This is a genomic window from Roseomonas indoligenes, from assembly GCF_017813365.1.
Lineage (GTDB): Bacteria > Pseudomonadota > Alphaproteobacteria > Acetobacterales > Acetobacteraceae > Roseomonas > Roseomonas indoligenes.
Genome location: NZ_JAGIZA010000039.1, coordinates 1 through 21,129, shown reverse-complemented (window position 1 = coordinate 21,129; position 21,129 = coordinate 1). Strand labels below are relative to the sequence as shown.

22 protein-coding genes and 1 pseudogene are annotated in these 21,129 nt (G+C 71.4%); 10 read left to right on the top strand and 13 right to left on the bottom strand.

Annotation, left to right across the window (positions count from 1 at the left end; all coding sequences use genetic code 11):
- From J5Y10_RS26940 to J5Y10_RS26930, 3 genes and pseudogenes are all read left to right on the top strand, one after another.
- Positions 1-103, top strand: a pseudogene (locus J5Y10_RS26940) (IS5/IS1182 family transposase); the annotation flags it as partial.
- 113 nt (positions 104-216) lie between these two features.
- Positions 217-1,578 (top strand): solute carrier family 23 protein, encoded by a 1,362-nt coding sequence (locus J5Y10_RS26935; RefSeq protein ID WP_209377231.1) that lies wholly within the window; start codon positions 217-219, stop codon positions 1,576-1,578.
- Between the two features lie 57 nt (positions 1,579-1,635).
- The gene (locus J5Y10_RS26930; protein WP_209377230.1) at positions 1,636-2,577 is read left to right on the top strand and encodes an N-carbamoyl-D-amino-acid hydrolase; all 942 of its coding nucleotides are present in this window, start codon (positions 1,636-1,638) and stop codon (positions 2,575-2,577) included.
- A 232-nt stretch (positions 2,578-2,809) separates the two neighbouring features.
- Here J5Y10_RS26930 and nth read toward each other — a convergent pair whose 3' ends face one another.
- The gene (nth, locus tag J5Y10_RS26925; protein WP_209377235.1) at positions 2,810-3,496 is read right to left on the bottom strand and encodes an endonuclease III; all 687 of its coding nucleotides are present in this window, start codon (positions 3,494-3,496) and stop codon (positions 2,810-2,812) included.
- 79 nt (positions 3,497-3,575) lie between these two features.
- Between nth and J5Y10_RS26920 the strand changes: the two genes are divergently transcribed.
- Positions 3,576-4,115, top strand: coding sequence for a DUF2244 domain-containing protein (locus J5Y10_RS26920; protein ID WP_209377229.1), 540 nt, complete (start codon positions 3,576-3,578; stop codon positions 4,113-4,115).
- A gap of 93 nt (positions 4,116-4,208) precedes the next feature.
- Here the strand turns inward: J5Y10_RS26920 and J5Y10_RS26915 are convergent, their stop codons facing one another.
- The 7 genes from J5Y10_RS26915 to J5Y10_RS26885 form a co-directional block, all read right to left on the bottom strand.
- Positions 4,209-4,664, bottom strand: a complete 456-nt coding sequence (locus tag J5Y10_RS26915; RefSeq protein ID WP_209377228.1) for a helix-turn-helix domain-containing protein — start codon at positions 4,662-4,664, stop codon at positions 4,209-4,211.
- A gap of 165 nt (positions 4,665-4,829) precedes the next feature.
- Complete coding sequence (gene lnt, locus J5Y10_RS26910) at positions 4,830-6,401, bottom strand: apolipoprotein N-acyltransferase (RefSeq protein WP_342453036.1); 1,572 nt, start codon at positions 6,399-6,401, stop codon at positions 4,830-4,832.
- A 10-nt stretch (positions 6,402-6,411) separates the two neighbouring features.
- Complete coding sequence (locus J5Y10_RS26905) at positions 6,412-7,395, bottom strand: hemolysin family protein (RefSeq protein WP_209377227.1); 984 nt, start codon at positions 7,393-7,395, stop codon at positions 6,412-6,414.
- A gap of 22 nt (positions 7,396-7,417) precedes the next feature.
- On the bottom strand, positions 7,418-7,849 hold the full coding sequence (gene ybeY, locus J5Y10_RS26900) for an rRNA maturation RNase YbeY (protein ID WP_342453035.1): 432 nt from the start codon (positions 7,847-7,849) through the stop codon (positions 7,418-7,420).
- 100 nt (positions 7,850-7,949) lie between these two features.
- On the bottom strand, positions 7,950-8,918 hold the full coding sequence (locus J5Y10_RS26895) for a PhoH family protein (protein ID WP_209377232.1): 969 nt from the start codon (positions 8,916-8,918) through the stop codon (positions 7,950-7,952).
- 125 nt (positions 8,919-9,043) lie between these two features.
- Positions 9,044-10,435, bottom strand: coding sequence for a tRNA (N6-isopentenyl adenosine(37)-C2)-methylthiotransferase MiaB (gene miaB, locus J5Y10_RS26890; protein WP_209377226.1), 1,392 nt, complete (start codon positions 10,433-10,435; stop codon positions 9,044-9,046).
- 171 nt (positions 10,436-10,606) lie between these two features.
- Entirely contained in the window at positions 10,607-11,536 is a 930-nt protein-coding gene (locus J5Y10_RS26885) for a lysophospholipid acyltransferase family protein (protein ID WP_209377225.1), read from the bottom strand.
- A 151-nt stretch (positions 11,537-11,687) separates the two neighbouring features.
- On the opposite strand from J5Y10_RS26885, the gene J5Y10_RS26880 reads away from it, so the two are divergent.
- From J5Y10_RS26880 to J5Y10_RS26865, 4 genes are all read left to right on the top strand, one after another.
- Positions 11,688-13,301, top strand: a complete 1,614-nt coding sequence (locus tag J5Y10_RS26880) for an ABC transporter substrate-binding protein (protein WP_209377224.1) — start codon at positions 11,688-11,690, stop codon at positions 13,299-13,301.
- A gap of 5 nt (positions 13,302-13,306) precedes the next feature.
- Positions 13,307-14,158: an alpha/beta hydrolase gene (locus tag J5Y10_RS26875; RefSeq protein ID WP_209377223.1), complete on the top strand. Its 852-nt coding sequence runs from the start codon at positions 13,307-13,309 to the stop codon at positions 14,156-14,158.
- Position 14,159: 1 nt separating this feature from the next.
- Positions 14,160-15,770 carry a gamma-glutamyltransferase gene (ggt, locus tag J5Y10_RS26870; protein WP_209377222.1) on the top strand — a complete coding sequence of 537 codons (1,611 nt, stop codon included), beginning with the start codon at positions 14,160-14,162 and terminating at the stop codon, positions 15,768-15,770.
- A 130-nt stretch (positions 15,771-15,900) separates the two neighbouring features.
- The gene (locus J5Y10_RS26865) at positions 15,901-16,749 is read left to right on the top strand and encodes a hypothetical protein (protein WP_209377221.1); all 849 of its coding nucleotides are present in this window, start codon (positions 15,901-15,903) and stop codon (positions 16,747-16,749) included.
- A 96-nt stretch (positions 16,750-16,845) separates the two neighbouring features.
- Here J5Y10_RS26865 and J5Y10_RS26860 read toward each other — a convergent pair whose 3' ends face one another.
- The 3 genes from J5Y10_RS26860 to J5Y10_RS26850 all read right to left on the bottom strand — a co-directional run bounded on the left by J5Y10_RS26860 (position 16,846) and on the right by J5Y10_RS26850 (position 18,716).
- Positions 16,846-17,655, bottom strand: coding sequence for a GNAT family N-acetyltransferase (locus J5Y10_RS26860; RefSeq protein ID WP_209377220.1), 810 nt, complete (start codon positions 17,653-17,655; stop codon positions 16,846-16,848).
- Positions 17,652-18,164 carry a Fur family transcriptional regulator gene (locus J5Y10_RS26855; protein ID WP_209377219.1) on the bottom strand — a complete coding sequence of 171 codons (513 nt, stop codon included), beginning with the start codon at positions 18,162-18,164 and terminating at the stop codon, positions 17,652-17,654. Before J5Y10_RS26855 ends, J5Y10_RS26860 begins: the two co-directional genes overlap by 4 nt.
- A gap of 96 nt (positions 18,165-18,260) precedes the next feature.
- On the bottom strand, positions 18,261-18,716 hold the full coding sequence (locus J5Y10_RS26850) for a Ros/MucR family transcriptional regulator (RefSeq protein WP_209377218.1): 456 nt from the start codon (positions 18,714-18,716) through the stop codon (positions 18,261-18,263).
- Positions 18,717-18,884: 168 nt separating this feature from the next.
- On the opposite strand from J5Y10_RS26850, the gene J5Y10_RS26845 reads away from it, so the two are divergent.
- Positions 18,885-19,121: a sulfurtransferase TusA family protein gene (locus tag J5Y10_RS26845; protein WP_245215143.1), complete on the top strand. Its 237-nt coding sequence runs from the start codon at positions 18,885-18,887 to the stop codon at positions 19,119-19,121.
- On the opposite strand, the gene J5Y10_RS26840 is transcribed toward J5Y10_RS26845, so the two are convergent.
- Positions 19,105-19,584 carry a GNAT family N-acetyltransferase gene (locus J5Y10_RS26840; RefSeq protein ID WP_209377216.1) on the bottom strand — a complete coding sequence of 160 codons (480 nt, stop codon included), beginning with the start codon at positions 19,582-19,584 and terminating at the stop codon, positions 19,105-19,107. The two genes, J5Y10_RS26845 and J5Y10_RS26840, sit on opposite strands and share 17 nt — an antisense overlap.
- Positions 19,584-20,228, bottom strand: coding sequence for a tRNA (adenosine(37)-N6)-threonylcarbamoyltransferase complex dimerization subunit type 1 TsaB (gene tsaB / locus J5Y10_RS26835; protein WP_209377215.1), 645 nt, complete (start codon positions 20,226-20,228; stop codon positions 19,584-19,586). The genes J5Y10_RS26840 and tsaB overlap by 1 nt, the downstream gene beginning before the upstream one ends.
- Before the next feature lie 156 nt (positions 20,229-20,384).
- Between tsaB and J5Y10_RS26830 the strand changes: the two genes are divergently transcribed.
- Positions 20,385-20,987, top strand: coding sequence for a hypothetical protein (locus J5Y10_RS26830; RefSeq protein WP_209377214.1), 603 nt, complete (start codon positions 20,385-20,387; stop codon positions 20,985-20,987).
- Positions 20,988-21,129 lie beyond the last annotated feature (142 nt).

Below are 21,129 nucleotides of genomic sequence, written 5' to 3'. Positions count from 1 at the left end.
CCACCTCAAGAACTGGCGAAGGCTGGCGACCCGCTACGACCGCCTCGCGCGGAACTACCTCGCCAGCCTCGCTCTCGTCGCCACCGTCAGCGAGTGGACCTGAATGAGTCCCCTACCTAGGGCCCTCGCACCGCGCCGGTGGGGGCGGCATCATGCGGCGCTGCCCTGCCCCGGGGGATTCGCCGGGCCGGGCCGGAGCTTGGAGGGCACCGCCGCATGTCGTTCTTCCCGCGATGGCCGCTGGCCCAGGGCCCCACTGTTCCGCCGGATGAGCGGCTGCCCTGGGGCACCACGGGGCTGCTGGGCGTGCAGCACCTGGTGGCCATGTCCGGCTCCACCATCCTCGGGCCGCTGCTGATGGGGTTCGATCCGAACCTGGCGATCCTGTTCTCCGGCATCGGCACGCTGATCTTCTTTCTGCTCGTCGGCGGGCGGGTGCCGAGCTACCTGGGTTCCTCCTTCTCCTTCATCGCGGTGGTGATCGCGGTCACGGGCTATGCGGGCACGGGGCCGAACCCGAATATCGGGCCGGCGCTGGGCGGGATCATCGCCTGCGGGGCGCTGTACGCGGCCATCGGCGTGCTGGTGATGTTCACTGGCTCGAACTGGGTGGAGCGGCTGATGCCGCCGGCGGTGACGGGCGCGGTGGGCGCAGCGATCGGCCTCAACCTCGCGCCCGTGGCGGTGAAGGGGATCGAGGGGCCGGGCTGGCACGTGATCGTGGCGCTGGCGACGCTGCTCGCCACCTCCTGCATCGCGGTCTATGCGCCGCTGGCGATCCGGCGGATCTCCATCCTGGCGGGCATCGCCTGCGGCTACGTGCTGTACCTGATCGTCGGCAACGGGCTGGGGCTACTGCCGCCGGTGTCCTTCGCGGAGCTGTCCGCGGCGCCCTGGTTCGGGATGCCGGCCTTCCGTTCCCCGACCTTCGAGGCCGGGGCGATGGCGCTGATCGCGCCGGTGGCCTTCATCCTCGTCGCGGAGAATCTCGGGCACATCAAGGCGATCGGGGCGATGACCGGGCGCAACCTGGATCCCTATGTCGGGCGCGGCTTCCTCGGCGACGGCATTGCCACCATGGTTTCCGGCTTCGGCGGCGGCACGGGGGTGACGACCTATGTGGAGAACATGGGGGTCATGGCCGTGACCCGCGTCTTCTCCACGCTGCTCTTCGTCGTGGCGGCGGTGTTTGCCATCGCGCTGGGCTTCTCGCCGAAGTTCGGGGCACTGCTGCGGACCATCCCTGGCCCGGTGCTGGGCGGGCTGGCGGTGGTGGTGTTCGGGCTGATCGCGGCGGCGATGATCCGGCTCTGGGTGGACAACCGGGTGGACTTCTCCGACCCGCGGAACCTGCTGACCGTGGGCGCCGCGCTCGTGCTCGGTTCCGGCAACTTCACGGTCTCGATCGGCGGCTTCTCGATCGCGGGGATCGGCACAGCGACCATCGCGGCGATCGGGCTGTACCAGCTGCTGGGCATCGGGCGGCGCGATCCGGTGGGCATGGTGCACGGGCTGCCCAAGGGCGGGGGGGACCGCCCGCTGCATGACGTGGGGTCTAACCGCGGCCCCCGTGGTTGAGACTTGCGGCGCGCCGGGGCAGAACCCGGCCGCCGTATCCCCGCAGGAGTAGCCGCCATGCCCCGCATCCTCCGCATCGCCGCCGCCCAGATGGGCCCCAACCAGCGCGCCGACAGCCGCGAGGCCATCCTGGCCCGGATGATCGCGCTGCTGGAGGAGGCTGCCGGCAAGGGCGCCAAGCTGGTGGTCTTCCCCGAGCTGGCCTTCACCACCTTCTTCCCGCGCTGGCTGCTGGAAGGGGAGGAGCTGGATCAGTACTACGAGACCTCCATGCCGAACCCGCGGGTGCAGCCGCTGTTCGACCGGGCGCGGGAGCTCGGCGTGGGCTTCTATGTCGGCTATGCGGAGAAGACGCCGGAGGGGCAGCGCTTCAACTCCGCCATCACCACCGGCCCCGATGGCTCCATCATCGCCAAGTATCGCAAGGTGCACCTGCCCGGCTCCGTCGAGCCGCGCGCGGGGGATCGCTTCCAGCAGCTGGAGAAGCGCTACTTCGAGTACGGTGACACCGGCTTCCCCGCCTTCCGGGGCCCGGGCGACTGGGGCGCGCCGGTCATGGGCATGCTGGTCTGCAACGACCGCCGCTGGCCGGAGGCCTGGCGCGTCTATGCCCTGCAGGGGATGGAGCTGATGGTGGTGGGCTACAACTCCGCCGCCTACGACCCCAATGGCGGCTCCACGGAGAACGAGGAGATCCGCACCTTCCACTCCATCCTGGCTGCCCAGTCCAACGCCTACATGAACGCCACCTGGGCGGTTGCCGTGGCCAAGGCGGGGAACGAGGACGGGTCCGGCCTCATCGGCGGCTCTGTCATCGTGGACCCGAACGGGGTCATCGTGGCACAGGCGCAGACTCTGGGTGACGAGGTGCTGGTGGCGGATTGCGACCTCGACCTCACGCGGCAGGGCAAGGAGAAGATGTTCAACTTCGCCGCCCATCGGCAGCCGCAGCACTACCGCCGGATCGTGGACCAGGTGGGGGCTGAGCCGCCGGCCTGAACTTCGGGGGCCTTGCCCCCGGGACCCCCACAAGGGGGAAGAAGGAATTCTTCCCCTGGACCCCCATCATCTTCTTCTATCCGTTGATCCCGAGGACACCTGTCCCGCGCCGAGGGTCGATGACCCTCGGCGAACCGCCAGCCCCGCATTCCGCGGCAGCCCCCCAGAAGATGAGGGTGGGGGATCCAGGGGGAGGGGGAATTCCTTCTCCCCCTGGGGCCACCCCGCGTCGTCAACTGGCGCTCGGCCCCGCCACCTTGTCCGGGTAGTTGCAGTAGTCCCGCGCCACGCAGTGCCAGCACTCCGGCCGCCGCGCCTTGCAGACGTAGCGCCCGTGCAGGATCAGCCAGTGGTGGGCGTCCCGCAGGAGTTCGGGCGGGCAGCGCTTCACCAGGCCGTCCTCCACCGCGCGGGGCGTGTCGCCGGGGGCGAGGCCGGTGCGGTTGCCCAGGCGGAAGATGTGGGTGTCCACCGCCATGGTGTCCTGGCCGAAGGCGACGTTGAGGACGACGTTCGCGGTCTTGCGGCCGACGCCGGGCAGGGCTTCCAGGGCTTCCCGGTCCTCCGGAACGCGGCCGCCATACTGTTCCACCAGGATATGGGAGAGGGCGGCGACGTTCTTCGCCTTAGCCTGCCAGAGGCCGATGCTGCGGATGTGGCGGGCGATCCCTTCCGCGCCGAGGGCGGCCATGGCGGCGGCGTCCGGGGCCTCGGCGAAGAGGGTGCGGGTGACCTTGTTCACCGCAAGGTCCGTGGTCTGGGCGGAGAGGACGACGGCGACGAGGAGGGTGAAGGGGTCGGCGTAGTCCAGTTCCGGCCTCGGCTCCGGGTTGGCGGCGGCCAGGGCGCGGATGAAATGCGCGGCGGTGGCGGCGGAGAGGCGGCGGGCGCGGCGGGGCTGGTTGGCGGTGCCGTGCAGCGGCAGGACGGGCTTGGTGGGGCGGCGGCTCACGGGTGTTCATTAGGGCATGTGCATTCGCCGGGAAATCGGCGGCCGGATGTCCTATCTTTGCGGGATGAGCCACGCCCAGGACGCGACGGCGCCCGAGATTCCCCTGTTCGAGGCGGTGACGACACCGCACCAGTCCGGCACCCCGCTGGGGCTGCGCGTGCTGGTGGGCCTGGTGGCGCTCGGCTCGGCGGGGCTGACGGTGCTGTTCTGGTCGCTCGGCGCCTGGCCCGTGGCGGGGTTCATGGGCGGGGAGGTGGTGCTGGTGGTGGCGCTGCTGCGGGCGCATCGCCGCTGGTCCGACCGGCTGGCGGAGCGGATCACCCTGTCGGGCGGGCGGCTGCGGGTGGAGCGTACGGACCGGCGGGGGCGGCGGCGGGCGCTGGCGCTGGACGCCTACTGGGCGCGAGTGGTGCTGACGCCGCGCCCGGGGCGGGTGAGCGAGCTGCGGCTGGCGGTGCGCGGCCGTTCCGTGGAGATCGGCGGCTTCCTGGGGGAGGACGACAAGCTGGACTTGGCGCAGGCCCTGGGCCGGGCGCTGCGGGCCTATCGCGAGCCGGTCTTCGACAACCCGCAATTGCGGCCATGAGGGTGCCCTGCACGGAAACGCCCCCATAAAAAAGGCCGGGCGGGGCATTTTGCCCCGGCCCGGCCCCCGGCCTTTTGCCGATCCCGCCCCGGCCTACTCGGTGGGGGCGAGGCTTTTGATCAGGTCGAAGACCCGCTTGCGCACGGCGGGCTCGTTGATCCGGTAATAGGCGCGCACCAGCTCCAGCGTCTCTCGCTTGTGCAGGGTATCGTCCTCGAACCCCTCCTGGGTCTCAGCGAAGCCCGCGAGGCGGGAGCGGAAGCCGGAGGCGATGCCGCCCATGCTGTCGGGCATGTCGTCGAAGAAGAAGCCGATGGGCACATCCAGCACCCGCGCCAGGTCGAAGAGGCGGCTGGCACCGATGCGGTTCACGCCGCGCTCGTACTTCTGCACCTGCTGGAAGGTGAGGCCGAGGGCCTCCCCCAGCTTCTCCTGGCTCATGCCCAAGAGGGTCCGGCGCAGACGGACGCGGCTTCCCACATGCACGTCGATCGGGCTGGGGCGATGCTCGCCGCGTTCGGTGCGCTCCAGCGCCTCCTCACTCGACATAGGCACCACTCCTTCGCCATTTGGCAGGCGGCCCGCGTTCTGCACGCCATGACATGGCCAGCGGCTCAGACCGTGGCCATTACGTCCCTGCGACACTGCGAGAAGATTGGGGGCACACTTACTGAATGTCAACTCTTTCGAGAATTCTAATTAAATGGACGAAGCCTAACCTCCGGACCCTCTCGCGGCGGAGGCGGGATGGCCAGCGGGGGCAGCTGCGCTACGCCGCGTGCCCAGCCAACCCGCTACAAGGGCCAGGAACGACAGAATGGCCGGTATGAGAAGGCCGAATCGCGCGAAGGGCGGCGGCGGAGCAGCCGCAGGCAGGGGCGATAGCAGGTAGCCCGTCTCTCCGAGCCCCAGGGAGGTGATCAATTCGCCATGAGCATCGAAGCTGGCGGAGATGCCGGTCTGCGCGGCGCGGGCGAGCGGCAGCCCTTCCTCCACCGCGCGCAGCCGGGCGGTGGCGAGATGCTGGTGCGGGCCGGCGGAGATGCCGAACCAGGCGTCGTTGGTGATGTTCAGCAGCCAGCCCGGTCGGTCCGCCCCGACCACCTGGCCGGAGAAGATCACCTCGTAACAGATCAGCGGGCCGACGGGGGGCAGGCCGGGCAAGGGCATGGCCACGGGGCCCGGCCCTGCACCGAAATCCACCCCGCCGCGGATCACCCGGATGGGGATGAGGCCGGAGAGGGGCATGTACTCCCCGAAGGGCACGAGGTGGGACTTGTCGTAGGTGGCGCTGATCCGGGCATCCGGGCCGATGGCGACGAGGCTGTTGAACAGCTTCGTCGGGCGCCCGTCCGGGCCCCATTCGCCGCGCACGGTGCCGGCGAGCAGCAAGCCGCCGGGGGGAAGCGACTCGGCGGCGACGCGGCGGGCCTCGGGGTCGTCCTCCAGCAGGAAGGGGCTGGCCGTCTCCGGCCAGACGATCACGGGGCGAGTGCCCGGCGCGATCCGGGCGGCCTCGGCGGCACCCTGCTGTCCGAGCTCCAGGTAGCGACGGAAGATCGGCACACGCGTCTCGGCCCGCCATTTCGTCTCCTGCGCCACGTTGCCCTGCACGAGGACGAGGGTGACGGGCAGGTCCGCCACCTTCTCGCCCGAGAGGCGCCAGGCGCCGAAGCCGGCGAAGAGGAGGAGAGCGGCGAGGCCGCCCGCCATCGCCCGCCGCCCGAGCAGTGGCGTGCAGGCCAGGAGGACGGTGACGAGGGAGAGGCCGTGGGTGCCGATCCAGGCGGCGCCCTGCACGGGAAGGGCGGCGAAGACCCAGGCGGTGCCGAGCTGGTTCCAGGGAAAGCCCGTGAAGGCCCAGCCCCGGACGAATTCCGAGAGCGCCCAGCCGCCGGCGAGGACCGCCACGCGCGGCCAGCCCGGGCGGGCGGCCCAGGCGAGGACGGCGGGGATGACGGTGTAGATCCCCATCCAGAGGGCCAGCAGCGGCACGGCGAGAGGGACGAACCACCAGAGCCGCTCCGCCTCCGTCAGGATGGAGTAGGTGATCCAGTAGAGGCCGGCGACGTGGAAGCCCCAGCCGAAGGCCCAGCCGACGAGGGCCGCGCGTTTCCAGGATCCAGCCCCTTCCAGCAGGAGGAGCAGCCCGGGCAGGGAGAGCAGCAGCACCGGGACGGCGTAAACGGGCGGCATGGCGAGCGCCGCCAGGGCGCCGAGGCCGAAGGCAGCGGCGAGGGCGCGCCATCCCTGGAGGGCGCGAAGGGATCGGACGAGACGTTGCACGGGGCCGGGCCTACTCCGCCGCTCGGGACGAGGGATGGGCGCCCGGCGCGCCGGAGCGCGGGGCTTCGAGAAGAAGGGGCGGGCCGCCGGCGGCCTCCCCGCTGCCTTCCACCGACGGGGCGGGGGCGGGGCGGCGCACGCGGAGACGGCGGATGCGGCGGGGATCCGCCTCCAGGACGCGGAACTCCAGCCCGGAGGAGTGGGACACCAGCTCCCCGCGCGCGGGCACCCGGCCGGCCAGGGTGAAGACGAGGCCGCCCAGCGTGTCGATGTCCTGCTGGCGCTCCTCGGCGGTCAGGACCTCGCCGCCCATCCGGGCCTCGAAATCCTCGATCTTCATGCGGGCGTTCACGTCGAGGCTGCCGTCCGGCCGCTCCACCATCTGGGGGGAGACCTCCTCGTCGTGCTCGTCGGAGATGTCGCCGACGATGGTCTCGACGAGGTCTTCGATCGTCACCAGCCCGTCGATGCCGCCGTACTCGTCCACGACGAGGGCCATGTGGGTCCGGCCCTCCCGCATCTGCAGCAGGAGGTCCAGCACCGGGACCTGGGGCACCACGAAGAGGAGGGGGCGCAGGACCTTGTCGAGGGAGAAGGGCTCCTCGTCCCGCCCGACGGCGGCGAAGACGTCCTTGATGTGGATCATGCCGCGGATGTCGTCGAGGTCGCCGCTGTAGACGGGGAAGCGGCTGTGGCCCTCGCGCTGGATGAGGCGGATGGATTCGTCCAGCGTCAGGTCGCAGGGCATGCCGATGATGTCGGCGCGGGGGACCATGACGTCCACCGCGGTCTTGTTCCGGAGCTTCAGGACGTTGCCGAGGATGATGCGCTCATTCGCGTCCAGCGCGTCGGCCTCGGGCTCCTGGCCCTCCTCGCCCTCCTGCTCGACCAGGGCTTCCACCTGGTCGCGCACGCTCTCGGCCTCGCGCCGGAGCAGCAGGCCCTGGAACTTCCAGAGCAGGCCCTTGCGATCGGTGGCCTGGCGGTCACTCATGCCCGGCCCTCATGATGGTCGATCACGCCACGCCTCTCCAGGGATTGGGCAGGGCAAGGCGGCGCATGATCCGCGCCTCCGCCCGCTCCATCCGCCGCGCCTCGCCAGCGTGCAGGTGATCGTGGCCTGTCAGGTGCAGCACCCCGTGCGCAACAAGATGGGACAGGTGGGCCATCACGCTCCGTCCGGCCGCCCGCGCTTCCCGCCGCACCGTGCCGAGCGCCAGGGCGACATCGCCCGGCACGCCCGGGTGGAGGGAGGGGAAGGAGAGCACGTTGGTCGGCTTCACCTTGCCGCGGTGGTCGCCGTTCAGGCGCTTGATGGCGCGGTCATCCGTCAGCAGGACGGTGACGGAACCATCCTCGCCGGCCTCCTCGAAGGCGGCGGCGGCGGCGCGGCGCACCACTTCCTCCACCCGCGGCACGGCGGATCGCCAGGCAGGGGCCTCGACCACCACCTCGACCGCATCATCCCATCCGGGGAAGCCTTCCCCGGAGGTCTCGTCTTCAGGCCCGGCGGGTTCTCCGCCGGGCGGGCGACTGCCCACTTCTGCCTTACTCCCTCGTTCTGCTGCGGACCGGGCTGCGCCCGTCGGTCACGGTCCCGGCCGCCTCGGCCCGGCCATAGGCCGAGACGATGCGCCCGACCAGGGGGTGGCGTACCACATCCGCCTCGGCGAAGCGGGTGATGCCGATGCCGTCCACGCCATCAAGGATGGAAAGGGCCTCCACCAGCCCGGATTTCTGGCCGGGCGGCAGGTCCACCTGGGTGGGGTCGCCGGTGACCACCATGCGCGAGCCCTCGCCCATGCGGGTGAGGAACATCTTCATCTGCGCGGGGGTGGTGTTCTGCGCCTCGTCCAGGATGGCATAGGCATGGGCCAGCGTGCGGCCGCGCATGAAGGCGAGCGGCGCGATCTCGATCTCGCCGGAGGTGATGCGGCGGGCCACCTGGTCGGCCGGCATCATGTCGTGCAGCGCGTCGTAGAGCGGGCGGAGATAGGGATCGACCTTCTCCTTCATGTCGCCGGGCAGGAAGCCCAGCCGCTCCCCAGCCTCCACCGCGGGGCGGGAGAGGATGATGCGGTCCACCCGGTTGGCCATGAGCAGGGCCACGCCCTGGGCGACGGCGAGATAGGTCTTGCCGGTGCCGGCGGGGCCAACGCCGAAGACCATCTCCTGCCGCTGGAGCATGTCCATATAGGCGGCCTGGGTGCGGCTGCGGGGGGCGATGGCGCCCTTGCGCGTGCGGATGGCCGGCATATCGGCCAGTGGCAGGCGCGGGTCCGACCCGTTCTCGGGCTGGGGCGGGCCATCGGCCATGCGAAGCGCCGCATCCACGTCCGCCATGCCCGTGGGCTCTCCCTTCTGCAGGCGCTGCCACAGGGCGCGCATCACCGATTCCGCCAGCCCGGTGCCGTCCGTCCCGCCGCTGATCATCACGCGCCCGCCCCGGGAGGCGATCCGGACACCCAATCGCTGCTCGATCCGCGCCAGGTGGCGATCGTGTTCCCCGTAGAGCATCGGCAACAGCGCGTTGTCGTCGAAGTCCAGGGTCACGGTCCGCTGCGTGTCCGGCCGGAAGCCGGGGCGCAGGGCGCTGGGATCGGACCGGAGGGTGATCCCCCCGGCGGGGGCGGCGATCTGGGTCAAGCGGCGGCGGACTCCTCGGGCAGCACCATGGTTGCGGAGAGGGAATTGGGGTGGGTGGCCCGCAATTGCATCGGTACCACCGCACCCACCGGGGCTGCGCCGCCATGCGCTAAGGGCGCATGAACCGGCTGGAGCCACGGGGAGCGGCCCGCCACCTGCCCGGGATGGCGCCCGGTGCCGGTGATGAGCACATCCACCACGCGCCCGACGCAGGCGCGGTTGAAGTCGTCCTGCTGCTGCCGCAGCAGGGCCTGGAGGGCCTGGAGGCGGGTGTCCTTCTCCGCCTCCGCCACCGCGCCCGGCTGGGCGGCGGCGGGGGTGCCGGGGCGGGCGGAATACTTGAAGGAGTAGGCGCCGGCGAAGCCCACCTGCTCCACCAGCCGCATCGTGTCCTCGAAGTCCTTCGCCGTCTCGCCGGGGTGGCCGACGATGAAGTCGGAGGTGAGGGCGATGTCCGGCCGTACTTCCCGCAGGCGGTCGGCGAGGCGGAGGTAGAGGTCGGCCTTGTGGCCCCGGTTCATGGCGGCCAGCACGCGGTCCGATCCGCTCTGCACGGGGAGGTGCAGGTAGGGCATCAGGGCCGGGATCTCGCCGTGGGCGGCGATGAGGTCATCGTCCATGTCGCGCGGGTGGCTCGTCGTGTAGCGCAGACGGGCAACGCCGGGGATTTCGGCCAGTTCCCGCAGCAGGCGGGCGAGGCGCCAGCTGTTGCCGTCGGGTGACGCACCCGCCCAGGCATTCACGTTCTGCCCGAGCAGGGCGATCTCCCGCGCGCCGTTGGCCGCGAGCTGCCGCGCCTCCGCCAGGATGGCGGCGGCGGGGCGGGAGAACTCGGCGCCGCGCGTGTAGGGGACCACGCAGAAGGAGCAGAACTTGTCGCAGCCCTCCTGGATCGTGAGGAAGGCGACGGGGCCCTGGGGGCCGCGGGCCTCGGGCAGGTGGTCGAACTTGTCCTCGGCGGGGAAGTCCGTCTCGATCACGGCGCCGGCGGCGCGGCTGGCGCGGGCCACCATCTCCGGCAGGCGGTGATAGGTCTGGGGGCCGAGGACGATGTCCACCCAGGGGGCGCGGGCAGTGATCTCCGCGCCCTCCGCCTGGGCGACGCAGCCGGCGACGGCGATGACCGTCTCCCGCCCCTCCGCCGCGCGGGCTTTCTTCGTCTCCCGCAAGCGGCCGAGGTCGGAGAAGACCTTCTCGCTCGCCTTTTCCCGGATGTGGCAGGTGTTGAGGATGACCATGTCGGCCTCCTCCGCGCTCTCGGTCGGGGCGTAGCCGAGGGGGGCGAGGATGTCGGCCATCCGCCCGCTGTCATAGACGTTCATCTGGCAGCCCCAGGTGCGGATCAGGAGCTTGCGGGTATTGGGCCGAGCCGGGCCGGTGGTGCTCATGCTGGAAAAGACCCTTCCGTTCCCGGGCCCTTGCGCGAGCAAGGCACCCCGGGGGCGGGGGATGTGCGGCGCGGGGCCTTCCAGGTCAAGAAAACTCCCGGCGCGGCATGAGGGGCGCGTCCATGCGGGAAGCCTCGCGGATCGGTTCGATTCCGGTCAAGCAAAGACCGGTCAGGCAGGTTGGGGCCAGCGGGCGGGCAGGGGCACCGGGGGACGGTTCTGGCGGAGGATCGCCGCGCCCTCGGCCACCGTCGTCTCCATGGCGGCGGAGAGGGCCTTGCGGTTGGGGCTGGGGCCGGGTTCCAGCGGCGCGTGCAGCAGCACGGTGGCGCGCAGCCCGGCGTAGCGGAGCAGGTTCCAGGCGTGGGGACCGATGGACATGTCCCCGTACCAGGCGAAGACCGGGCGGTCCCGCCGGCAGGCCGGCAGGCCGCCCAGGCGGTCGTAGCCGAGGGAGACGGGCTGGATGACGGCGGCCGCATCCGCCACCGCGAGGAAGGAGGAGCGGAAGGGCAGGACCCGCGTGCCGTCCGAGGAGGTGCCCTCAGGGAAGAGGACGAGGCTGTCGCCGCGCGCCAGCCGGTCCCGCATCTCCTTCGCCTCCTCGCCCGTGCGGCCGCGGGAGCGGGAGACGAAGACGGTGCGGCCGAGGCGGGCGACGAGGCCGATCAGCGGCCAGCGCCCCACCTCCGCCTTCGAGACGAAGGCGGCGTCGAGGGTGGCGCCGAGCACGATGATGTCGAGCCAGGAGGAGTGGTTGGCGAGATAGAGGGTGCGCGGGGCGGCCCGCCGTTCCCCCGCCACCTGGATGCGGATGCCCATGAGGAAGGCGACGGCCTGCCAGTAGAAGCGGGCGAAGCGCACCTTGCCCCGCCCGGGCAGGGCCAGCAGCACGGCCTGGACGGGCATGGCGGCCAGGGTCCAGGCCGCGATGGTGACGAGGCGGCGCACCGCCCGGAAGCGGCCGCCGAGCGGGCGGTCCCCCATGACATCGAAGACGCGGCCGCCGGGGACGGCGCGGCGGTAGCGCAGGGGCGCGCGGCGGCGCAGGGAGCTCGGGGCGGCCAGGGCCTCGGCAGGGTCGCGTGTGGCGGCGTCCATGCCCGCCGGGTTAGCGCGGCGAAGGAGACACGTCCATGGCGGGGCCGTGAAGGCGGCGTGACGGAAGCGTCACGTCTTCGCCGGGCCGCCCCGATTCCCAAGGGTGCGGGAAGGGCTCTAGGCTCCCGCGCCTTTCGAGCGGAGCCGGACCATGACGCAGCGGCGTGACCTTGTCGGCCTGGCCCTCGGCGCGGGGGCTGCCTGGATCGCGCCGGGCTGGCTTGCCGGGGCCCGGGCCCAGGAGGCGGGGCAGGGGGCGGGGCATGGGGGCGCGCTGCGGATCGGGATGGCGGCGCCGAACACCACGCTGGACCCGCATCTGCTGAGCAACGCGCCGAACAACGCGGTGGCGACGCACCTGTTCGACAGCCTGGTGGTCAACGACCACGCCTCCCGCTCCCAGCCCGGGCTGGCCGAGTCCTGGACGCGGCAGGACGACACGCACTGGACCTTCCGCCTGCGGGAGGCGCGCTTCTCCGACGGGGCGGCTTTCACGGCGGAGGACGCCATCGCCTCCATCCGGCGGGCGACCGACATCCCGAGCGCGGCGTCCTTCCGGACCTACACGCGCAGTATCAGCGCCATGTCCGCGCCGGACCCGCGCACGCTGCTGGTGGAGACGCGGGCGCCGGACCCGCTGCTGCTGAACTCCATCGGACGGGTGCGGATCATCCGGGCGGCCCTGGCGGGGGCGCCGAGCGCCGATTTCAATTCCGGCCGCGCCGCGATCGGCACCGGACCCTACATCCTGCGGGAGTACGTCCCGGGCAATCGCATCGTGCTGGAGCGCAACGCCGCCTGGTGGGGCGGGCCGACGCCCTGGGAGCGCGTGGAGCTGCGGGTGGTGACGGACGACGCGGCGCGACTGGCGGCGCTGCTGGCGGGGGACCTCGACATCATCGAGGCGGTGGCATCGGGGAATACGGAGCGGGTGAAGGCGGACCCGCGGCTGCACCCGATCAGCGGCATCTCCTCCCGCTTCGTGTATTTCGCGCTGGATCAGGTGAACGAGGTCTCGCCCTCCGTGACCGGGATGGACAGCAGGCCGCTGGAGCGGAACCCCTTCAAGGACCTGCGGGTGCGGCAGGCGCTGTCCCTGGCGATCAACCGGCAGGCCATCGTGGAGCGCACGATGGAGGGGCAGGCCGTGGCCGCCAGCCAGTTCCTGCCGAAGGGCGGGCCGGGGACGGATTCCACGCTGGAGGTCCCGGCCTATGACCCCAACCGGGCGCGCGCGCTACTGGCGGAGGCCGGCTATCCCCGGGGCTTCCGGCTGACCGTCGTGGGGCCGAACGACCGCTATATCAACGATTCGAAGATCGTGCAGGCCGTGGCGCAGATGTTCACGCGCATCGGGGTGGAGTGCCGGGCGGAGACGATGCCCTGGTCCACCTATGCCGGGCGCAACAGCCAGCGCACGGTGGATTCCTGCCATCTCGGCGCCTGGGGGGTGAACACGGGGGAGACGAGCAACCCGATGTCGGCCCTGGTCGCGACCGAGGACAAGGCGGCCGGGCTGGGGATCAGCAATGGCGGCCGCTACTCCAACCCCGAGGTGGACCGGCGGTTGAAGGAGGCGCTGCGGACGATGGACGATGCGGGGCGCAACGCCCTGCTGGCCGAGGCCAGCGGCATCGCCTTCCGCGACGTCGCGCTGATTCCGCTGCATCACGAGGTCTCGGTCTGGGCGGCGAAGAAGGGCATCGGCTACGTCACCCGTGCCGACCAGTACACGCTCGCCACCGGCGTCACGAAGGAATCCTGAGCACCGTGTCCAGCACCGCGACCGAAGACAGCCAGGCGAAGCTGCTGCGCGCCACCTACGATGTCGGCAAGACGGCGATTTATGCCGCGAAGGTCGATCCGCGCTTCCACTACTGTCTTTATGTCCCGCCGCAGATCGGGCCGGAGACGGAGCTGGTGGTCTGCGTCCACGGCACCTCCCGCACCTCCTTTCTCGATTTCCGGGACGGGTTCGCGGAGTTCGGGCGGTGGAAGAACTGCGTGATCCTCTGCCCGGTCTTCCCGATCGGGCCGCTCGGGGACGGGGCGCGCAGCGGGTACAAGTACATGCAGGAGGGCGAGATCCGCTACGACCGGGTGCTGCTCGGCATGGTGGAGGAGGTGGCGGCGAAGTACGGACGCCAGTGGGACAAGTTCGCGATGTTCGGCTTCTCCGGCGGCGGGCACTTCACGCATCGCTTCGCGATCCTGCATCCCTTGAAGCTCTGGGCGGCCTGCATCGGGGCATCGGGTTCCGTGACGCTGCTGGATGCGGACCGGGACTGGTGGGTGGGGATCCGGAACCTGAAGGAGGTGTTCGGGATCGCGTTCGACCGCGAGGCGCTGGCGGAGGTGCCCGTGCAGATGCTGGTGGGCGATGCGGACCTGGAGACCTGGGAGATCACGCACAAGCCCGGCGGCACCTATTGGATGGAGGGCGCAAACGACGCCGGGCGCACGCGGCCGGAGCGGATGGACGCCCTGCGGAAGTCCTTCGAGGCGGCGGGGGTGAAGGTGCGCTTCGACCTCGTGCCGGGGGTGGCCCACAGCCGGATGCTGGTGATCGACCGGGTGCAGGACTTCCTCGCCGGGCTGCTGCACCAGAAGCGGGGCGCCTGACATGGCCGGGATGATCGTGGCGCCGCAGCCGGAGGCGGTGGAAGCGGGCGCGCGGGTGCTGGAGCGCGGTGGGAATGCCGTGGATGCCGCCATCGCCTGCGGGCTGGTGCAGGGCGTGGTCGATCCGCAGATGGTGGGGATCGGCGGCTTCGGCTCCATGCAGGTCTTCCTGCCGCGCCGGGGCGTGCACAAGGTGCTGGAGTTCTTCTCCCGCGCGCCGCTGGCGGCCACGCCGGAGATGTGGGCGGACAAGCTGCTGGGGCAGTCGCGCGACGGCTTCGCCTTCCTGCTGGAGGGCGGGATCAGCGAGGCGGGGCACCTGGCGGTCTGCACGCCGGGGAACGTGGCGGGCTATGCGGAGGCGCTGCGGCTCTGGGGCACGATGGAGTGGCGGGACGTGTTCCAGCCGGCCATCACCCAGGCGCGGCAGGGCTGGATGGTGCGGCCGCATGTCCACTGGTTCTGGAGCCAGGACCAGTCCGCCAGCGGGCAGGTGAACACGATCGACAAGCTGCGGATGACCGCCACGGGGCGGCGCGTCTACTTCCGCGAGGACGGTTCGCTGAAGCGCCAGGGCGACATCATCGACAACCCGGACATGGCGCACAGCCTGGAGCGGCTGGCGGAGGGCGGGCCGGAACTGTTCTACACCGGGGAGATGGCGGAGGAGATCGCGGCCGACTTCCGGGCGAATGGCGGGCTTCTCTCCCTGGAGGACCTGCGGGCCTATCGCACCTCGCTGGCGGATCCGATCTGGGGCGAATACCGTGGGCACCGGATCGCGACGAACCCGCCGCCGAGCAGCGGCTTCGCCATGCTGCAGGTGCTGCACATCCTCGAGCATTTCGACATGGGCGCGCTGACCCATGGCGGGGTGGAGCACCTGCGTATCCTGGCCGAGGCCATGAAGCGCATGACGATCGACAAGGACCGCAACATGTCCGACCCGGCCTTCGTGCCGGTGCCGACGGAGAGGCTGCTGTCCCGCGACTATACGGCGGGGGTCGCGGAGGGGATCCGGCGCGGGGAGCGGCTGCGGGTGACGCGGCTCGAGCGGAAGACCGAGCGCGACACCACCCATGTCTCCGTTATGGACGGGGAGGGGAACTGCGTGACGATGACTCATACCCTTGGCAGCCCCTCCGGCGCGATCACGGAGGGGCTGGGCTTCATGTATAACGGGTCGATGAGCCGCTTCGACCCGCGTCCGGGGCATGCGGGCTCCATCGCGCCGGGCAAGCGGCGCGCCTCCTCCTCCGCGCCGACCATCGTGTTCCAGGGGGATCGGCCGCGGATCGTCATCGGGGCGCCGGGGGGCAGCTACATCGCGCCGGCGGTGGCGCAGGGCATCAGCAACGTGCTGGATTTCGGGATGTCCATGTCGGACGCCGTGGCGGCGCCGCGGATCGTCGCCGTGTCGGATTCCATCGACGTGTCCAACCGCGTGCGGCGGGACGTGACGGAGGCGCTGGCGGGGATGGGCTACGACATCAAGCGCAGCCCGATGAGCTACGCCTTCGCGGCGCTGCACGGGATCCAGGCGCGGGCGGACGGGGTGCTGGAAGGCGGGGCGGATCCGCAGCGGGACGGGATGGCGCTGCGGGCGGGGTAGGAACCGCCGGAGGGAGGATCGGCCATGAGGATGCGCGACGGAAGCCGTGGCGATGACGCGTGGTGAAGCTTCCGCTCAACTGAGGTCGATCTACCTCGCGCCCCGCCTCGGGGAACGCCTCTACGGGCGAATGCCAACCTTCCCCGTCGCTGCCAGTGGCGCGGTTCGACTGAACCGAAATGGCCTGACGCTTGTTGAGGAGCAGAATATCGGCGCGGACTGGGTGCGCCGCGGGCTCTATCATCGGAGGCAGGACTGGTGTGACCAGGGCTGGCGGATCCTCGATTGGGCTCTGGACCAGCAGGAGGCAGAAGGCGGATGGGCCTGCCGTGACCCGTTTCACTCGGCGATGCGCTACCTTCAGGCACTGACGCTTGCTCTGCTGCTCGACCCACAGCGGATCACGCGACAGCGCATGCGGTGCTGCGGCCGGGCCCTGAACTGGATGACGAGCCGCCCCGTCGAAAGGCGGGGTCTCAGGCACGATGCGAGATACGGTCATCGCCAATGGATGGCCGCATGCCTCTACCAGTGTGCGGCCGTTCTGTTCGGGCGCCCGCGCTTTCACGCGCGGGCGGCAAAGCATGCGCTTCTGGCAATGTCGTCGCAGCGCCCCGACGGTGTCTACCCGGAGCTCGGCGGCTACGACGTGGCGTACCAGATCTACGGAAGCTCGTTTGCGCAGCGTTTCCTGATGCTCTGCGAGGACGCGGCCATGGTGGACCTGGCAGAAGGATCGTTGCGGCGGGCCTTGGAGTGGTATGTCGCGAGAATGGATCCCCGCAGTGGCATCGTGTCCACGCTGGGATCGTCGCGGGTGTCCATGGAAATGGGCCATGGGGGCCATGGAAAAAGGGTCTCTTACCCTCGCGCGGTGGAGGTGTTCACGATCGCTGCCTTGATGGAAGGCGGGGAAGGCTTCGAGGCAGCGGCTCTTGCCTCGATGGCTGCGGCCAAGGCCAAAGGGCAGGCCGCCTAGTCGGATCGCGTGCCCGTTCCCGCGGAGGACGGCCTTCGTGAACCGGGGAACCGCAGGAGGAGACTCTCCCTCGTCGGTTCGGATGAGGGGCGGGGCCTAATCCCCCGTCGCGACGATCTTGCGCTCGTAGTGCTTGAGGTACTTCGCCGTGACCAGCTCGGTCTTCACCAGCACGCAGACGTCGGTGGTGTTGAACTGGCGGTCCACCACCGCGCCGTCCCCCACGAAGCCGCCGAGGCGCAGGTAGCCCTTCACCAGCGGCGGCAGCTCCGCCAGCACGCGCTTGGGGTCGAAGCCCGCGGGGTCCATGCGGTCCATCGCCACGTAGAGCTCCGGCAGGGCGCGGGGGCGCAGCGCCGGCGGGGCCAGGTGGTAGGCGTGGAGGTAGGTGAGGGAGGCCGCCATGGCGTCCGGGTCCGTGCCGGGCAGGGAGGCGCAGCCGAACATGAGCGAGATCCGGTGCTGGAAAATATAGGCGGCGATCCCCTGCCAGAGGAGCTGGAGGGTGCCGCGGGTGCGATAGCCCTCGTCCACGCAGGAGCGGCCGAGCTCCAGCAGCCCGTTGCCGAGCGAGCGGATCGGGGTCAGGTCGTACTCGCTGGCGGAGTAGAAGTCCCCCACCCGGGCCGCGGCGGGGCGGCGGATGAGGCGGTAGGTCCCCACCACGGCCGCCGCGCCCTCACCCCGGTCGTGGTCCATCACCAGCAGGTGGTCGGCCACGGGGTCGTAGGCATCGGCGTCCAGCCGGCTGGCGGCGGTGGCGGCGTCGGGCTGGGCGCCCATCTCCTCGTAGAAGACGCGCCAGCGCAGCGCCTGGGCCGCCTCGACCTCCGCCGCGCTCTCCGCGATGCGGACGCCCAGGCTGCCGCTGCGGATCTCCCCGAAGCCGGTGGCCGCCTCGGTCATTCCCCGTCCTTCTTCAGGGGAGGGCCGGGGCGGCGCCGGGGGTCCGGCGCGGCATCGGCCTTCTTGCCGAATAGTTCCAGCCGCTGCTGGACGAGGGTGAAGCCGTAGCGGGCCGCGATTCCCTCCACCAGCCGCTCGAACTCCTCGTCCTCGAACTCGAGGACGGTGCCGGTGTCCACGTCGATCAGGTGGTGGTGGTGGCCGCGATCGGCCGGGTCGTAGCGGGACCGGCCGCCGCCGAAGTCGCGGCGCTCCAGGATGCCCTTCTCCTCCAGCAGCCGGACCGTGCGGTAGACGGTGGCGATGGAGACCTTGCTGTCGAGGGCGATGGCGCGGCGGTAGAGTTCCTCCACGTCCGGGTGATCCTCGGCCTCGGAGAGGACGCGGGCGATCAGCCGGCGCTGGCCGGTCATCTTGAGGCCCCGCTCGATGCAGAGGCGCTCGATCCGCGTGGGGTCGGCGCCTTTGTCGTGCGGTGCCTTGGCGTGGGTGTGCGTGGCGTGGTCCATGGTCATCCCGTTCGGGCGGAGACTACTACCCCGCCGATGGCCCCGGCGCCAAACCCGCCTTCAAGGCCACCCGCGCCGCCGTTCCGCGGGCCGGCCCTATTCCTTCGTGCCGCGGCCGCGGCGGACGCTGCGCGGCCGGGTGCCGAGCCCGATCTTCTTGGCGAGCGAGGAGCGGTGCGAGGCATAGGCCGGGGCTACCATGGGGTAGTCCGGCGGCAGGCCCCAGCGCTCCCGGTACTGCTCGGGCGTCATGTTGTAGGCGGTCTTGAGGTGGCGCTTCAGCATTTTCAGCTTCTTGCCGTCCTCGAGGCACACCAGATACTCGGGCGTGATGCTCTTCTTCACGGCGACCGCCGGCTCCGGCCGGGTGGCCGGCACGACCTCGGCGGGGCGGCCGAGCCCGGACAGGGTGCGGTGGACATTCTCGATCAGCAGGGAGAGCTCGGCCACCGGAACGGGGTTGTTCGAGACATGCGCCGCGACGATCTGCGCCGTCAGCCCGAGGACCGTTCCATCCGCGGTTTCCCGTACCGCCACCGTGGTCTCCGCCATTCACGCCATCCCCGAGTTCTGCCGGACGCGCACATCCGCCGTAAAGGATCGGGACTTGCAGAGCCCCCGATTCGCAAGAGGATTTACCTTGTTTCCCATGCCGGTGACAGAGAAGAGTTGGAATCAAAGGTCATGAGCAAAGAAATCACTGCGACGGAAGGCTTGGACATGCCTGCCGAGACTTGCCGGATCGATATCACCCGCGACACCTGCCCGATGACCTTCGTCCGCACCCGCCTGGCGCTGGACCGCATGGAGGCGGGCGAGGTGCTGCTGGTTCTGCTGCGCGGGGAGGAGCCGCGGCGCAACGTGCCGCGCACCGCCGCCGAGCAGGGGCATGCCGTGCTGGGGATGGAGGAGGGGGCGGAGGGCAGCGCTCGGCTCTGGATCAGGAAGGGGGGCTGAGGCCCTTCACGCCTCCGGTCCAGTCCTCGGGCCCGATCCGAAGCACCAGCGCGTCCGTGCCGTCCGTGTAGTAGCGGCGCCGGCGGCCGACTTCCGCCGCCCCGGCGCGGGCGTAGAGGGCGCGGGCGGGGGCATTCGCCTCCGAGACCTCCAGGAAGAGCGCCGTGGCGCCGCGCCGGGCGGCTTCCGCCACCGCCGCCTCCAGGAGCCGGCCGCCAAGGCCCTGCCGGCGGGCGGCGGGATGGACGGCGAGGGTGAGGATCTCCGCCTCTCCCGCGACGGCGCGGGCCAGGACGAAGCCCCGATCCCCGGCCAGGAGGCCGAAGCCGCCCTCAAGCCGCAGCATGGCGGTGAGAGCGGTGGCGCCCCAGCGCTCGTCCGGGGGGAAGGCGGCCGCGTGCAGGGCGGCCAGGGCGGGGATGTCCGCCTCCGTCGCCGGCCGCGGCTGGCCGTCCGGGCCCATCAGGCCGCGGGGCCCGGCACGCGCAGGGCCAGCGGTTCGGCGTAGAGCGGCGCCGCCGGCCGGGGCGGGGCGCCCTCCGCCATCCGGCGCGCGGCGGCGGCGGCCACGAAGCGCGCATGCGGCAGCCTGGCCCCGGAGAGGAGTGCGTTCGCCCCCCGCGCCAGCAGGCGGGCGGCGGCCTGGGGCGCGGCATCCCCCATCAGCACGACGGGACCTTCCGGGGTGGGCAGGGCGGCTTCGTCCAGCAGGGCCGGGGCCTCGCCCAGCCGTTCCAGCACCAGCCCGCCGCGGCCGGCGAGGGTCACGGACCAGGGGGTGCGGCCCGCGGCCTGGGGGGTGTCCAGGGCGGCGGCCAGCGCCTCCCCCGTCGTCACCCCGAGCAGGGGCACGCCCCAGCCATCCGCCAGGCCGCGGCCGAGCGCGATGGCGGCGCGCAGCCCGGTGAAGCCGCCCGGCCCGACGGAGACCGCCACCGCGCCCGGCCGCGGGTTCCCGGCCTGGCGCAGCACCGCATCGGCCAGGGCGGGCAGAGCGGCCGGCTGCCCGCGCGAGCCCTCCCGCGAGGCCTCCGCCAGCACCGCACCATCCTGCCACAGTGCCACGGAGGCGCAGGCCAGCGCCGCGTCCAAGGCCAGGAGTTGCATCGCGTATCCCCTCCGCTTCGCGCGGCGCGAATGTGCCAGGGCCGCATCGCCCCGGCCACGGCGGACCCGTGCCGCCGGCGCGGGGAGCGACAGAAATTCACTTGTGACGCATGGGGCGGGCCGCGATGCTGCGCTGCACACTGGTGGAGCATGTCGATGGCCCAGCGCATCGCCGACCGAGTGGATGCCCTTCTGGATACGGTCCTTGCGCTGAAGCGCGAGCTGGCCGTGGCCGGCAACCGCGTCGCCGCATCCTCCCCGGATTATGTGCGCGCGATCGCCGCCGCGCCGGAGCGGCTGGGCGCGCAGCCGCTGGTCCAGCCCTATGAGGAGATCGCCCCGGGGCTGACCGTGGGCTTCCGCCAGGGGGCCAGGCCGGACCTGCACCTGCGCGCCGATCCCACGCGGGGGGTGGAAATCTCGCTCAAGCAGCGCACGGCCAGCACCTGGGTCACGCTGGAGATGGAGTGGGATCCCGCCGCGTTGCGGGAGAAGCAGCGGGCGACGCTCCTGCTGCGCGGCAGCGCCCCGCAGCCGCTGAGCCTGACCTGCCTTCTCCGCTGCACGGGGCCGGGCGGCGCGAATGCGGACCTGCCGGGCAAGGCGATCGAGCTGGGGCCGCAGCCCGGCTTTCACGCAGTGGAGTTCGTCGGGCCCGCCGGTGCGGCTGCCTGGGAGGGGCTGCAGGGCTGCCGGGTGATCGTGTTCTGCCCGCTGACGCCCTTCTTGATGACGCTGACGGAACTCAGCCTGATCTGAGCGGGGCGGCCCGGCCTAGCACTACCTGGGCACTTGCGGACGTGATGTGATGGACCGACCTGCTGAGGCACGACCTCGGCAGGAGGTGGTCATGGCGGATGCCGTTCGTGGGGCGAGCGGTCTGGATAGCTGGCTCGCACCC

Bases quoted from the DNA above. Each gene is read 5' to 3' on its own strand.
- J5Y10_RS26880 (WP_209377224.1), top strand. From the start codon at position 11,688: ATGACGCAGCGGCGTGACCTTGTCGGCCTGGCCCTCGGCGCGGGGGCT.
- J5Y10_RS26865 (WP_209377221.1), top strand. From the start codon at position 15,901: ATGCCAACCTTCCCCGTCGCTGCCAGTGGCGCGGTTCGACTGAACCGA.
- J5Y10_RS26855 (WP_209377219.1), bottom strand. From the start codon at position 18,164: ATGGACCACGCCACGCACACCCACGCCAAGGCACCGCACGACAAAGGC.
- J5Y10_RS26935 (WP_209377231.1), top strand. From the start codon at position 217: ATGTCGTTCTTCCCGCGATGGCCGCTGGCCCAGGGCCCCACTGTTCCG.
- J5Y10_RS26860 (WP_209377220.1), bottom strand. From the start codon at position 17,655: ATGACCGAGGCGGCCACCGGCTTCGGGGAGATCCGCAGCGGCAGCCTG.
- J5Y10_RS26830 (WP_209377214.1), top strand. From the start codon at position 20,385: ATGGCCCAGCGCATCGCCGACCGAGTGGATGCCCTTCTGGATACGGTC.
- miaB (WP_209377226.1), bottom strand. From the start codon at position 10,435: ATGAGCACCACCGGCCCGGCTCGGCCCAATACCCGCAAGCTCCTGATC.
- J5Y10_RS26930 (WP_209377230.1), top strand. From the start codon at position 1,636: ATGCCCCGCATCCTCCGCATCGCCGCCGCCCAGATGGGCCCCAACCAG.
- J5Y10_RS26915 (WP_209377228.1), bottom strand. From the start codon at position 4,664: ATGTCGAGTGAGGAGGCGCTGGAGCGCACCGAACGCGGCGAGCATCGC.
- ggt (WP_209377222.1), top strand. From the start codon at position 14,160: ATGGCCGGGATGATCGTGGCGCCGCAGCCGGAGGCGGTGGAAGCGGGC.
- J5Y10_RS26850 (WP_209377218.1), bottom strand. From the start codon at position 18,716: ATGGCGGAGACCACGGTGGCGGTACGGGAAACCGCGGATGGAACGGTC.
- J5Y10_RS26845 (WP_245215143.1), top strand. From the start codon at position 18,885: ATGCCTGCCGAGACTTGCCGGATCGATATCACCCGCGACACCTGCCCG.
- J5Y10_RS26920 (WP_209377229.1), top strand. From the start codon at position 3,576: ATGTCCTATCTTTGCGGGATGAGCCACGCCCAGGACGCGACGGCGCCC.
- J5Y10_RS26885 (WP_209377225.1), bottom strand. From the start codon at position 11,536: ATGGACGCCGCCACACGCGACCCTGCCGAGGCCCTGGCCGCCCCGAGC.
- J5Y10_RS26840 (WP_209377216.1), bottom strand. From the start codon at position 19,584: ATGGGCCCGGACGGCCAGCCGCGGCCGGCGACGGAGGCGGACATCCCC.
- J5Y10_RS26895 (WP_209377232.1), bottom strand. From the start codon at position 8,918: ATGCTCTACGGGGAACACGATCGCCACCTGGCGCGGATCGAGCAGCGA.
- J5Y10_RS26905 (WP_209377227.1), bottom strand. From the start codon at position 7,395: ATGAGTGACCGCCAGGCCACCGATCGCAAGGGCCTGCTCTGGAAGTTC.
- tsaB (WP_209377215.1), bottom strand. From the start codon at position 20,228: ATGCAACTCCTGGCCTTGGACGCGGCGCTGGCCTGCGCCTCCGTGGCA.